Here is an 11,571-nt window from a genome sequence, read left to right on the forward strand (position 1 = left end):
GCCGCAGGGGGGACGGGCCTGAAGGTCCGCCAGGGGCAGGATGCAGTGGTCGTCGGCTGGCTGCCGCCACCAGAGCTGGATCCGGTGGGGCGGCAGGTCGCGGAGTACGAGGGGATCCGTGCCGCACTGCGACAGGCGTTGCTGGAGATCCTCACGCAGGCCGGCTACGCGGTGCAGGCCGACCGGAACAGCGGAGAGGTGCGGATCAAGCCGGTGGAACGCTGAATCGGCCGGTGTGCAGATCTGGTGGGACATCCGGCCACCGGCACTGCGGGGGCGTGCTCGGGGCAGGAGTTGTGGCAGCACTTCCCCGCGGCCTCCGCGTCGCGGCGTGCATTGCGGGAGCGGCATCGCGTGCTCGCTGCTCCAGCCGCGTCGCGGAGGCGATGCCCTGCCGCCATTGAGGGAGAGCGCGCAGGGCGCCCCCTTGCGCCCGGGTGAGCGTGACGTTGGCGGCCAGGCTCGCGTGAAGCTGTTGGGCCTCTCGCACCGTGCGCAGAGCAACGTCGTCCGGCGGTGCGGCGGCACGTGGCGCGGTCGTGTGGGATGCGGTGTCACACTGTGGCGGTCGCACCGTGCAGGCGGCGCGCTCTCGACCCGTGTGATGCAGGACTGCTGCCCGGGCGATCAGGATCATGGCGATGACTGCTGCGGCTGTCAGCGTGGTCGCCGCGCACTGATCAGACATCTGTGACGGGCCTTCATGGGATTTCACGGGCGGGCGCGGGGCCGGTATCTCGTCACACCGGCCCCGCACTCCTACAGCGGATCAGCCGGGCCAGGTGCCGGTCAGGGTGCGGGTGGCGGCCGCGCCGGCACGGTCCACGATCGCCTTGGTCCGGGCGAAGATCGCGCCCAGCAGGACCGCGGCCGTCACCACTTCCCCCCAGCCGTCCTCTTCTGCCCACTTCGACCGGCCCGGCACGGCCGACGGACCGACCAGGGCCGTCAACGGCCGACTGGAGCACCTGCGCGGCTTCGCCCTCGTGTTCCGCGGCCTCGCCCATTGCGTCGCTGGAAGCCTGCTCGAAGCCGGTGGGTTCAGACCGCGACCACACCCTCAGCCGTGAAGAGCCACTTTCGTGGGCTGGAGGGAGGAACCGCCTGACCGCCGAGTCCTCGAGACCGTGTCTGCCGGTCGGGGCTGAGTGAGATGTTCGCGTCAGGCGATGGCGTAGTCGGCCAGCGCGGGCTCCAGCAGGCCGAATGCCTGGGCGGCTTCGGCAGCGATGATGCGGGCGATCTCGTCGTTGGCGTGGCCGGCGAGGGTGAGGGTCTGGATGCGGTGGAACAACACGCGGTGGACGGTACCCAGCAGGCCGGCGGCGGTCTGGACGGTGATGTCGTCGGGCTCGGCGCCGGTGACTTTGGCGAGCATCTGAGCGAGGTGGCGTTCGCGCTGCTCGTGCAGAGCCTGCAGGCAGGTGGTCAGGGTCGGGCTGTCAGCGATCATGCGGGCGAATTCCTGGCCGCAGAACCCCGCGACCGGGTCCTGGTCGGCCGCGGCGTCGGCGAACGCGCGGCGCAAGGCGGCCAGCGCCGACTCGCCCGGATGCCGGGCGGCGACGGCTCGGGCCAGGGAGGTAGCGAACTCCTCCTGGTGGTCCAGGGCGAGGTCTTCCTTGCGGGCGAAGTAGTTGGTGACCGTCTTTTTGGCGACGCGGGCGGCGGCGGCGATCTCGGCGATGGTCGTCCGCTCGAAGCCCTGGGAGATGAACAGCCTGGTGGCGTGGTCGGAGATGAGCTGCCGGGTCTCCTGCTTCTTCGCCTCGCGCAGTCCGGCGGCGGGGACGGACGTCTGGGTAGCCATGGCTCGATCTTACCCCCGTGGCAAATTTATGTTGATACTCCTTGGCGCCTCAGCCTAAAGTTACCCTCGGCGTAAATTTCAACCGGTAGAACGTCAGCCGAAGGGGACCACTTCATGCAGTTCACCGCCTCCACCGTCTCGCTGACCGTTGAAGACGTCGCCGCCTCCCAGGCGTTTTTCACCGATCACCTCGGCTACACCGTCCAGCAGGCTGCTGACGGTTTCGCGTCCCTGAAGCGGCCCGACGCGGTCGATGTCGTCCTGCTCGCCCGCGGCATCCAGGTACTGCCGCCCCAGCAGCGCGACCGGCATGCCGACGGCCTGATCCTGGCCTTCACTCTCGACGAGGGCCTGGAAGAGCAGGAAAGGCGACTGCGGGACGCCGGAATAGAGATCACCATGCCCTTGCGTCAGGAGCCATGGGGCGAACGGCTGTTCCAGGTTGCCGATCCCAACGGCGTGATCATCCAGTTCGTCCAATGGTCCACTCCCGAACACGGCTGACGCGTCGTGGCCGCTGCCCCCTCAGCGGCAGGGAGTTCGATCCCGGAGGCGATCATCACCGCACCTTCCTGCGAGGCCCTGTCGTATGCCCGTCTTGGTGAGCCCCCACCGGCGGAGGGCGGCAGCGGCCGTGCGGGACGTGGTGAAGCCCCGTTCCGGGGCTCGGCAAACTCATCCGATCAGAGCTACGAGCTGCGGTTTTTCCGACATTGACCCTCCGAAGTCAGCACCGAACCAGCACCGGAAATCTCGTGCTGGGTGGGGAGCGAGGACGTGACCAGTCCGGCGAGCTGCGAACCTGTCGACAGGCACCGCAGATCGTCACTCACGTAGTACGACCTGTGGGACCAACGCCGACCTCATGGCGGGTCCGGACCGAACGCACGGTCCCTCAGCCGTACGCCTGGCTGAGGCACCACGCGGTCGCAATCTTGCTTCAGTCCGCCTCAACCACCGCCTCGAACTTACGGGGCGGGTCAAGCTCGATCTGCATCGTGAAAACGGCATCCATCAGAGACCTCAAGCGCCCCGGAGCATCGGGCATCACGTGCGCGTAGGTCTGATGGGTGATCCCCGGGTCGCGATGCCCCAGCCACTCAGCCATGTTCGTCAACGGTTGAGCCGGCACCCCGACGCCTGCTGGCCGTCGCGCACGTGCGGCGGCCGGACGGGGAACGGTCTGGGGCTTCTCGGCGCTCGCAGCACCTGCGGTACTCGCTGTGGTCGTGGTGCTTGGAGGGCGTGGTCCGGGCACGTCGAAGCTGAGGGACATAGGCGGACCCCACGCTGTCTCGGCAGCGGACCGCGTCGAACGCCGTCACCGTGCAGGGAGGGCGGCGCCCGGCCGGTGTTGGGCAGTGAAGTTCCCCCGCCCTCGGCTGAGTTCGTCCGCCCCCTGAAACAGTCGGACCGAGGTGTGCCCTGGTTCCCGGATGCTTCCGGATTTCCGCTGCTCGCCCTGCACCGGGTGTCCGCAGCCTGCCTCCGACCGCGAGCACTCGCCGTGTTGTCCGGCGTCGTCCACCCGGTCACGACGTCACCGTCTCCCAGAGCCGTACCGCCTCGCCGCCTCCTGCGTACGACGAGCACTCCGACCGCCGCTGCCAGCAGTGCAGTTGTGGCCGAGGCCCCGACGACGACGGGAGTCAGTTCAGCGGCTGGGCCACGATCACCGGAGCCTGAGTATCAGCATCGGTGTCAGTGACGGATGGCAGCATCGGGCACATGACGGACACCACGGCATTCGACTGGCGGTCTTTCCTGGTCAGGTGGAGCGGGGAATGGGCGGATTCCCTGCGGGATGGCGAGACGCGGAGCGAGGACGACGAGGCCGCGTGGCGGGCGCGGTGGCTTGGGTTCCCGCCCGCGTCCGAGGAGCGGATCGCAGCCATGGAGGAGCGCCTCGGCCGACGGATGCCCCCGTCGTACAGGGAGTTCCTGAAGGTCAGCGACGGGTGGCGGCACGCGGGCGGGTTCGTGTGGCTGCTGGCAGGGACCGAGGACGCGCGCTGGCACAACGACGAGTCGGGACTCGCGGACATGTTCGAGGAGTATCTGGACGAGGACGCTGGGCCAGAAGAGCGGCGGGAAGCGGACGTCTGGCGGCGCGGGCTGCAGCTCGACGTCGAGTCCGACATCACTTACGTCCTCCTGGATCCCGAGGACGAGGATCAGGACGGTGAGTGGGCCGTGTACACATGGGCGAGCTGGCGAGCCGCGCCACCCGAGCGGCACGCGAACTTCCTGACTTTTATGCGGGAGATGTATCGGGAGTTCCACAGTCTGCAGGCGCATCGGAGCGACGGGGAGCCGGTGTTCGTCAACGAGCCCGCGCGACTCGTCACCGCCACCGACCCGACACCCGTCGAACTGGCCATCGTTGACGACATCGCCGACGAACACGGCCCGAGATGTTCCTGTGGATCGTCTTCCACCGGCCGGGCGGCGGCGCCTGCATCCGGTTCGCATGGACCGACCGGGGCCCCGCGCTCGGCGCGCATCGACCAGCTCGCCCTCGCCTCGGCTCCCTCGCCCCCGGCTCGCTTCCCGCAGCTTCACTCTGGCCGACACAGATGCTGCGTGGCTGCTCCATTCCTGAAAAACCTCAAGGCATGCGAGAGATCAGCGGGGTTGGTGCCGTCAGTATCGAGTACAGCCACTTCTCAGTAGGCGAGCATTGGGAGCGAGGCTTCGAGCGCAGGAAGAGCGAGCCGAATTTCCAGACCGACGAAGAGGTAATCGTCGTGCCCGGCCAGCTCGTCGTGACGTCGCGGGTTCAGGAGCATACTGCGCCGGTCGTTTTGGCTGTCAACGACCAACTGGACGAGGCACCGGGGCCGGCCTGGACGCTGGTTGCTTCTGTGGACTACCAGCCGGTCTACAAGGGCCGCATGGCAGCCTTTGACACGATGAACGGCCCGGCTCAGCCTGCCCGTGCATCGGTTGAGGTGTTCGGTCAGCGAGTCGAGCCGGGTGAGCCGTTCGTGGACTTGGACCCGACTCGTACCTATCGCACGCAGGTGTGGTCACGAGGTCGGAGCGACTCCCGCGAACGATTCAACGCTGCCATCGAGCGTACAGAATGGGGTGTTCATGAAGGTTTCGAGGCGTATGTGATTGTCTTCGTTCCCTCCGGAACGCAAGAACCGCCGGCTCCCTCCGAAGCCGGGAGCCGACGAGAGCGCATGGCGCGTACGAGCGGGAGGCCTCCCCTGAACATGCGCTGATCCATTTGGCAGGTCGGGGACGGCCCGAGGGCCGCCCCCGTTCCGGCGTGGGCCGGTTACTTCACGAAGATGCCGTATGCGTTGTTGTGCAGGATCCGGTCACTGCCGTACCAGTCGGACAGCTCCGTTCCCGCCTTGCTGTTCTCGGCGCCCGGCACGTAACGCACGGAGAAGTTCCCGTCACCCAGGCCGGCGCCTTCCATGGTCGAGGCGAAGGGGAATTCGTCGCACTGGTAGCTGTCATTGGGACGACTCAGGCCCCGGCACGCGGCGTCCTTTGCGTTCCGGTTCTTGCGGGCCGTTTCGGCTGCGGCAGCGTCGTAGTTAGCCCAGTTGCGGTGCAGGGGCGGTCGGCCGTTCCAGACGTCGCTCGGGGCGATTCCAGGAGGCACACCGCATCATCGCGGAACTCCGTCCCGGAGACCCCGTTATCAGTACGATCGTGGACTTCCTCGGCTCCCTCGCTCGCCGGGTGCAGGGCGAAATCAACGAAGATGTGGCGAATCCGAGACCCGGGCGTCCCGAATCTCGCTGTCGCCCTTGCTGAAGGCGTCACCGGCCAACCAGCCAACGACTACCAGGAGTTGGAATTCCTGATCACGGTCCCCCTGCAATGGGACATCTCCCCCGAACGCGCGGCACAACTCCTTGCCGCAGCCGGTGGTTGAAGCACCAGTGTCGAGCGGTGCGAACACACACTCTGCTCTGCTGCAGGGTCTGATCTTCATTGAGGCGAGGCGGTGAACAGTCCGGTACGGACGAACCAATACGCGGGCCGCTGTGCCCGGTGTGGAGCAGACGTCGCGACAGAGGCCAGCGTGCTGCTCCGCAGCGTGTGGGGTGGCTGGGTGACCTACCACCCGTCCCACGCCCCGACGCCCAACCCGGACGGCACCACGTCGGACACGTCCGCGATGCGCTCCAATCAGAGGGACGGGGAGTGCGGGACCTGTGGCTCGGTCGATCCGGCTGGCACTCACGCGCGCGCCTCGGCACCGTGGCCCTCACATGAAGAGCGCTCGGCCAGCACCGGAGCCCCGCGCCTGCTGGTTCTTGGGGCCGGGGAGTTGATCCGCTGTTGGCTCGGGCCGCAGCATGCTGACCGGCTTGTTGGGTCGCCCATGCTGCAAAGCGCCCGACGGAGGAAGGCGGGTGTGCCAAGATCCGGACCAGGTGCGGACCAACTCGGTTGCGCAGCAGAGGATTCCACCATCTGCCGCAGATCAGGGACGGATGGGGCTGTGTACCACCAGCAGACGAAGAATCTCCTGGGCCGAACGCGTATCACGCGCAGGCGCAACGCCTTGTCCTTGCCCGCAGAGCCGAGCGGCATAGCCGGATCGGCCTCTCTGTCAGGTCGCCCACCGCGCAACGGCCCTGAGCCGATCAGCCCCAAGATGTCTGAGTTCAACGGAGCGTAGTCAGCACGGGAGGGGTGAACACGGGTGATGACGTGCGCTTTTAGTCAGCACCAAACCAGCACGGGAGTCAGCACCGCACCATCAAATCACCCCGAACCGTGCGTCCCGGACAGCACTCGTTTCGACCATCTTCGAGCCCCTGAACCGCCCTTCCGTGAGCCGGCATGGTGGCCGCACGCATAGCCAACGCTCGAACTATGTTGCCCCACCACATGTGCGCCTGACCTGCAGGTTTCTACCGTGTGCCGACACGTACCCGTCCCCACCGCACACGAGGAAGTGGCGCACATGGCCTCCGGAACCACCGCTCCCCCACCACCCGTGAACCTCAAGCGCATCGTCGCCGCGTCCCTCATCGGCACCACCATCGAGTGGTACGACTTCTTCCTCTACGGCTCCGCAGCCGCGCTGGTGTTCAACAAGCTGTTCTTCCCCGACTCCGACCCGCTCGTCGGGACCCTGCTGTCGTTCCTCACGTATGCCGTCGGGTTCGCGGCGCGTCCGCTCGGGGCCCTGGTGTTCGGGCACTACGGGGACCGGCTGGGGCGGAAGAAGCTGCTGGTGCTGAGCCTCGTGATGATGGGCGGAGCGACCTTCGCCATCGGTCTGTTGCCCACGCATGCCACGGTCGGGGCCGCCGCGCCCGTGCTGCTCACGGCTCTGCGGCTCGTGCAGGGCTTCGCGCTCGGCGGCGAGTGGGGCGGGGCCGTCCTGCTGGTCTCGGAGCACGGGGACGCGCGGCGGCGCGGTTTCTGGGCCTCGTGGCCGCAGACCGGCGCGCCGGCCGGGCAGTTGCTCGCCACCGGTGTGCTCTCGCTGCTGACCGCCCTGCTCTCCGACGATGCCTTCGGGACGTGGGGCTGGCGCATTCCGTTCCTGCTGTCCGGCCTGCTCGTGCTCATCGGTCTGTGGATCCGGCTGTCCGTCGATGAATCGCCCGTGTTCAAGCAGGCGTTGGAACAGGCCGAGTCCCGGCGGTCCGAGGAGGCGGAGCCCTTGCCGCTCGTCTCCGTGCTGCGTCACCACTGGCGGGACGTACTCGTGGCGATGGGTGCCCGCATGGCGGAGAACATCGGCTACTACGTCATCACCGCCTTCATCCTCGTCTACGCCACCACCTCGGCGGGCGTCTCCAAGCAGACCGCGCTCAACGCCGTACTCATCGGCTCCGCCGTGCACTTCGCCGTCATCCCGGCCTGGGGCGCGCTGTCCGACCGGGTCGGGCGGCGGCCCGTCTACCTGTTCGGCGCGGCCGGTGTGGGCCTGTGGATGTTCCCGTTCTTCTCGCTCACGGACAAGGGGTCGTTCGGCTACCTGGTCCTCGCCGTGACCGTCGGGCTCGTGCTGCACGGGGCGATGTACGCGCCCCAAGCCGCCTTCTTCGCCGAGATGTTCGCCACCCGGATGCGCTACTCGGGCGCGTCCATCGGAGCCCAGTTCGCCTCCGTGGCGGCCGGCGCGCCGGCCCCGCTCATCGCCACCGCGCTGCTCGACGACTACGGCAGCTCCACCCCGATCGCCCTGTACGTGATCGCCGCAGCGGTGCTGACCCTGGTCGCGGTGGGGGTCGCCCGGGAGACACGGGACCGGGATCTCGCCCTCATCGAGGCCGAGGACGACGCATCCACCGGTGCCGGCACCGTCTCGGAGGCGCGGACGGTCTGACCGGCGCGGCGCCCCGCGCTCGCCGGCCCGCCCCCGTACGGCACGTCCGTACGGGGGTCAGCGTCTGTCCGGGGCCGCCAACCTGTGCAGCCGCAGAGCCAGTTGGATCTCCAGCGCACGGGCCGGGGTCTGCCAGTCGTCGCCCAGCAGCCGGCCCACCCGCTCCAGCCGCTGGGCGACCGTGTTCACATGGACGTGGAGCGCGTCCTTGGTGCGGGCGGGGCTCATCCCGGACGCGAAGTACGCGTCCAGGGTGTGCAGCAGTTCCGTGCCCCGTCGCTCGTCGTAGGACACGACCTGGCCGATGGTGCGGTCCACGAAGCCGGCGATGTCCCGTTCGCCCGCGAGGAGCAGACCGAGGAAGCCGAAGTCCTCGGCCGCCGCTCCGTCCCCGGCACGGCCCAGCAGGTGCAGCGCGTCCAGGCAGCGGCGGCCCTCCGCGTAGGCCGCCGCGACGCTTTCGGGGTGGGTGGTGAGGTCGGTGACCGGGGCCGAGGCGCCGACCGTGACGGGTTGGTGGACGGCCGTACCCAGCTGGCGGGCGGTGCGGCGGGCCAGGTCCGTGGTGGTGTCGCCGGCGCCGAGCGGCAGCAGCAGGACGGTGCCGCCGTCGCGTGCCGCGGCCAGGCCGTGCCGGGTGGCGGCGAGGTGGGAGGCGGCCGACCACAGGCGACGGCGGGCCGCCGCCTCCTCGTCGGCGTCGGCCGTGGGGCCGTCGAGGCGTGCGGCGAGTACGACGTGGGTGGCGTCCAGGTCGGCGTGCAGTCGGGCGGCGCGGTCGCGCAGCAGGCGCGGATCCCGGTCGCGCACGTCCAGCAGATCGTCGAGCAGCTCGCCCCGCACGCGCTGTTCGGCCTCGGCCGCCGAGCGGCGGGCGAGCAGCAGCAGTGAGGTGACCATCGCCGCCCGCTCCAGAGTGCGCTGGTCGACGGGGTCGAGGCCGGGGTGCCCGCGTAGGACCAGCGCGCCGAGGAGTTCGCCGCCCGCGGCGACCGCCGCGATCCAGTCGCTGCCGTGCCGGACGGCGTGTCCCTCGGCGCGGGACGCCTCCAGCGCCGCGGCCGGTGCCGCCTCGGCCTCGGTGAACTCGACGGCTCCGGCGAGGACTTCGGAGACGGCGGCGGCCACGTCGTGCACGCCCCCGCCGCGCAGCACGAGTTCGGCGAGGCGGTCGTGGACGTCGGAGGCGCGCTCGATGACGGCGCTGCGGTCCCGGATGATCTCGTTGGCGCGCTCCAGGCCGCACAGGGCCGCGCGGGTCTCGGTGAGCAGATTGGCCGTGTCGATCGCGGCCGCGGCAAGCGCGGCGAAGGAGCCGACGAGGGCGATCTGCTCGCGCTCGAAGACGCGTGCCCTGCGGTCGGCGGCGAAGAGCACGCCGATGACGTTCGGTCCGAGCATGAGGGGGACGCCGAGGATCGCGACCAGGCCCTCGTCACGGACGCCCGCGTCGATGGTGCGGGTGTGCTGGAAGCGGGCGTCCTTGAAATAGTCGTCCGTGACGTACGGCCGTGTCGTCTGGGCGACCAGTCCGCCGAGGCCCTCGCCCATGCCGAGACGCAGTTGCTGGAAGCGGGCGGAGACGGAGCCCTCCGTGACCCGCATGTAGGTGTCGCCGCGCGCCGGGTCGTTCAGGGTGAGGTAGGCGACGTCCGTGCCGAGCAGGGAGCGGGCGCGCTGCACGATGGCCTGCAGGACGGCGTCCAGGTCACGCAGGCCCGCGAGGTCGTGGGCGGTCTCGAAGAGCGCGGACAGCTCCGCCTCGCGGCGCCGGCGCTTCTCCAGCTCCGCCCGGACCCGCAGGGCGAGCAGCTTGGCCCTTTCCAGCGCGGTGATCCGGCCGGCCGGTCCGCCCTCGGCGCGGGCGAGCAGCACGGGCTGTTCGTACGCCTCCGCGGAGGCGTCACGGGCCAGCAGGTCGAGGTACGGGGCCTCGGCGCTGAGGCTGGGTGCCGGCTGAACGTGATCGCGAGACATGGTCACAGGATTCCGTATCGGCCGCCCGGCCCGTCGAGCCTGTGGAAAACTCCCGGGCCGGACGCCACCGGGCGGTTCAGTGGGCCGTCCACCCGCCGTCGAGCACCAGTGAGGTGCCGGTGACGAAGGACGCCTGGGAACTGCACAGGTAGGCCACGGCTTCGGCGACCTCCTCCGGCTCTATGAGCCGCTGGACGGCGCTGTCCTTGAGCAGAACCTCGGACAGCACGCGTTCCTCGGGGATGCCGTGCGCCTGCGCCTGGTCGGCTATCTGCTTCTCGACCAGGGGTGTGCGCACATAGGCCGGGTTCACACAGTTCGAGGTCACCCCATGGGCCGCGCCCTCGAGAGCGGCCGTCTTGGACAGGCCCTCGAGACCGTGTTTGGCGGCCACATACGCGGACTTGAAGGCCGAGGCGCGCAGACCATGGACAGAGGACACGTTGACGATCCGGCCCCATCCCTGCGCGTACATGTGCGGCAGGGCACCACGGATGAGCCGGAACGGCGCCTCCAGCATCACGGTCAGTACGGTGTGGAAGACCTCGGGCGGGAACTCCTCGAGGCGGCACACCAGTTGCAGACCGGCATTGTTGACCAGGACATCGATGCCCTCGGCGGCCTGTTCGGCGGCGTCGAGATCGGTGAGGTCCACGAGGTGCGGTACGACGGTTCCGGGCAGGTCACCGACCCGTTGCGCCTGCTGGGCCAGCTCTGCCAGGCCGGCCGCGTCCCGGTCGACGGCCCGCACCCGTGCACCGGCGGCCGCCAGCCGCAGCGCGCAGGCGCGGCCGATGCCGCTGGCGGCGCCGGTGACGAGCGCGGTACGGCCGCCGAGGTCGAGGGCGAGGGGCTGGGAGCGGAGGCCGGGCGGAAGGCTGGACGAGGTCATGTGGCGACCCTAAGGGGGAACTTACTGGTCACCACATGTGGTGGCCACCCACACTTCAGCCGACTCCAGTAGGGTCGAACCATGTGGGTTCCTCGCACATGGCTTGCTTGATCCGGAAGCGGCCGAACTCGTTGAGCTCGGGCAGCGCGTCCACCGCGAACCAGCCCACGTCCAGGGACTCGTCGTCGTTCACCCGGGCCTCGCCGCCCACGGCCCGGCAGCGGATGGTGATGTCCATGTACTGGCACCGGTCGCCATTGGGATAGGTGACCGGGTCCACGGCCTGCACGAGGACGACCCGCTCGGCCACGCAGTGCACCGCCGTCTCCTCGAAGACCTCCCGCACGGCACAGGCCGCGGGCTGCTCGCCGGGCTCCGGGATGCCCCCGATCACGGACCACCTGCGGGTGTCGGCCCGCCGCCCCAGCAGCACTCTGCCCTCGTCGTCGAAGACGATCGCGGTGATCCCGGGGAGCCACAGCAGCTGCTGACCGGCGGAGGCGCGGAGCGTGCGGATGAAGTCAGGAGTGGTCATGGGCCCGACCCTAACCGCCCGGGCCCGCGCTCTCCTGGCGG

Annotated in this window: 12 protein-coding genes and 2 pseudogenes; 7 read left to right on the forward strand and 7 right to left on the reverse strand. The window is 69.4% G+C overall.

All coding sequences use genetic code 11. From position 1 onward, the window contains the following. The first annotated feature begins 45 nt into the window (after positions 1 to 45). The gene (locus ABZ919_RS14545) at positions 46 to 225 is read left to right on the forward strand and encodes a hypothetical protein (protein WP_361247244.1); all 180 of its coding nucleotides are present in this window, start codon (positions 46 to 48) and stop codon (positions 223 to 225) included. A 544-nt stretch (positions 226 to 769) separates the two neighbouring features. Here the strand turns inward: ABZ919_RS14545 and ABZ919_RS14550 are convergent. Beyond that, on the reverse strand, positions 770 to 943 hold the full coding sequence (locus ABZ919_RS14550; protein WP_361247600.1) for a DUF4235 domain-containing protein: 174 nt from the start codon (positions 941 to 943) through the stop codon (positions 770 to 772). Here ABZ919_RS14550 and ABZ919_RS14555 point away from each other — a divergent pair. Beyond that, positions 903 to 1,070: pseudogene (locus tag ABZ919_RS14555) on the forward strand (ISL3 family transposase); the annotation flags it as partial. The gene ABZ919_RS14550 and the pseudogene ABZ919_RS14555 sit on opposite strands and share 41 nt — an antisense overlap. Before the next feature lie 92 nt (positions 1,071 to 1,162). Here the strand turns inward: ABZ919_RS14555 and ABZ919_RS14560 are convergent. Next, positions 1,163 to 1,810, reverse strand: a complete 648-nt coding sequence (locus ABZ919_RS14560; RefSeq protein WP_361247247.1) for a TetR/AcrR family transcriptional regulator — start codon at positions 1,808 to 1,810, stop codon at positions 1,163 to 1,165. Between the two features lie 114 nt (positions 1,811 to 1,924). Between ABZ919_RS14560 and ABZ919_RS14565 the strand changes: the two genes are divergently transcribed. Then, positions 1,925 to 2,314, forward strand: coding sequence for a VOC family protein (locus tag ABZ919_RS14565; protein ID WP_361247250.1), 390 nt, complete (start codon positions 1,925 to 1,927; stop codon positions 2,312 to 2,314). A gap of 436 nt (positions 2,315 to 2,750) precedes the next feature. On the opposite strand, the gene ABZ919_RS14570 is transcribed toward ABZ919_RS14565, so the two are convergent. Next, positions 2,751 to 2,918 carry a hypothetical protein gene (locus tag ABZ919_RS14570; RefSeq protein WP_361247253.1) on the reverse strand — a complete coding sequence of 56 codons (168 nt, stop codon included), beginning with the start codon at positions 2,916 to 2,918 and terminating at the stop codon, positions 2,751 to 2,753. A gap of 620 nt (positions 2,919 to 3,538) precedes the next feature. Between ABZ919_RS14570 and ABZ919_RS14575 the strand changes: the two are divergent. Beyond that, positions 3,539 to 4,141: pseudogene (locus ABZ919_RS14575) on the forward strand (SMI1/KNR4 family protein); the annotation flags it as partial. Between the two features lie 284 nt (positions 4,142 to 4,425). Further along, a complete protein-coding gene (locus ABZ919_RS14580) occupies positions 4,426 to 5,040 on the forward strand; it encodes a hypothetical protein (protein WP_361247256.1) in 615 nt (204 codons plus the stop codon). A gap of 56 nt (positions 5,041 to 5,096) precedes the next feature. Here the strand turns inward: ABZ919_RS14580 and ABZ919_RS14585 are convergent, their stop codons facing one another. Beyond that, positions 5,097 to 5,432 carry a NucA/NucB deoxyribonuclease domain-containing protein gene (locus tag ABZ919_RS14585; RefSeq protein ID WP_361247259.1) on the reverse strand — a complete coding sequence of 112 codons (336 nt, stop codon included), beginning with the start codon at positions 5,430 to 5,432 and terminating at the stop codon, positions 5,097 to 5,099. A gap of 102 nt (positions 5,433 to 5,534) precedes the next feature. Between ABZ919_RS14585 and ABZ919_RS14590 the strand changes: the two genes are divergently transcribed. Both ABZ919_RS14590 and ABZ919_RS14595 read left to right on the forward strand, forming a co-directional pair. After that, positions 5,535 to 5,708: a hypothetical protein gene (locus tag ABZ919_RS14590; protein WP_361247262.1), complete on the forward strand. Its 174-nt coding sequence runs from the start codon at positions 5,535 to 5,537 to the stop codon at positions 5,706 to 5,708. A gap of 1,041 nt (positions 5,709 to 6,749) precedes the next feature. After that, complete coding sequence (locus ABZ919_RS14595; RefSeq protein ID WP_361247265.1) at positions 6,750 to 8,126, forward strand: MFS transporter; 1,377 nt, start codon at positions 6,750 to 6,752, stop codon at positions 8,124 to 8,126. A gap of 57 nt (positions 8,127 to 8,183) precedes the next feature. Here ABZ919_RS14595 and ABZ919_RS14600 read toward each other — a convergent pair whose 3' ends face one another. The 3 genes from ABZ919_RS14600 to ABZ919_RS14610 all read right to left on the reverse strand — a co-directional run bounded on the left by ABZ919_RS14600 (position 8,184) and on the right by ABZ919_RS14610 (position 11,530). Further along, positions 8,184 to 10,103, reverse strand: a complete 1,920-nt coding sequence (locus ABZ919_RS14600) for a GAF domain-containing protein (protein WP_361247268.1) — start codon at positions 10,101 to 10,103, stop codon at positions 8,184 to 8,186. A 76-nt stretch (positions 10,104 to 10,179) separates the two neighbouring features. Continuing rightward, on the reverse strand, positions 10,180 to 10,995 hold the full coding sequence (locus ABZ919_RS14605) for a 3-hydroxybutyrate dehydrogenase (protein WP_361247270.1): 816 nt from the start codon (positions 10,993 to 10,995) through the stop codon (positions 10,180 to 10,182). 55 nt (positions 10,996 to 11,050) lie between these two features. Next, the gene (locus ABZ919_RS14610; RefSeq protein WP_361247272.1) at positions 11,051 to 11,530 is read right to left on the reverse strand and encodes an NUDIX domain-containing protein; all 480 of its coding nucleotides are present in this window, start codon (positions 11,528 to 11,530) and stop codon (positions 11,051 to 11,053) included. Positions 11,531 to 11,571 lie beyond the last annotated feature (41 nt).

The organism is Streptomyces sp. NPDC046759 (assembly GCF_040645475.1).
Classification (GTDB): Bacteria; Actinomycetota; Actinomycetes; order Streptomycetales; family Streptomycetaceae; genus Streptomyces.

What these genes read in the sequence shown, in the direction of transcription:
- ABZ919_RS14590 (WP_361247262.1), top strand. Translation starts at nt 5,535, where the DNA reads ATGTGGCGAATCCGAGACCCGGGCGTCCCGAATCTCGCTGTCGCCCTT.
- ABZ919_RS14560 (WP_361247247.1), bottom strand. Translation starts at nt 1,810, where the DNA reads ATGGCTACCCAGACGTCCGTCCCCGCCGCCGGACTGCGCGAGGCGAAG.
- ABZ919_RS14565 (WP_361247250.1), top strand. Translation starts at nt 1,925, where the DNA reads ATGCAGTTCACCGCCTCCACCGTCTCGCTGACCGTTGAAGACGTCGCC.
- ABZ919_RS14600 (WP_361247268.1), bottom strand. Translation starts at nt 10,103, where the DNA reads ATGTCTCGCGATCACGTTCAGCCGGCACCCAGCCTCAGCGCCGAGGCC.
- ABZ919_RS14595 (WP_361247265.1), top strand. Translation starts at nt 6,750, where the DNA reads ATGGCCTCCGGAACCACCGCTCCCCCACCACCCGTGAACCTCAAGCGC.
- ABZ919_RS14580 (WP_361247256.1), top strand. Translation starts at nt 4,426, where the DNA reads ATGCGAGAGATCAGCGGGGTTGGTGCCGTCAGTATCGAGTACAGCCAC.
- ABZ919_RS14610 (WP_361247272.1), bottom strand. Translation starts at nt 11,530, where the DNA reads ATGACCACTCCTGACTTCATCCGCACGCTCCGCGCCTCCGCCGGTCAG.
- ABZ919_RS14570 (WP_361247253.1), bottom strand. Translation starts at nt 2,918, where the DNA reads ATGGCTGAGTGGCTGGGGCATCGCGACCCGGGGATCACCCATCAGACC.
- ABZ919_RS14605 (WP_361247270.1), bottom strand. Translation starts at nt 10,995, where the DNA reads ATGACCTCGTCCAGCCTTCCGCCCGGCCTCCGCTCCCAGCCCCTCGCC.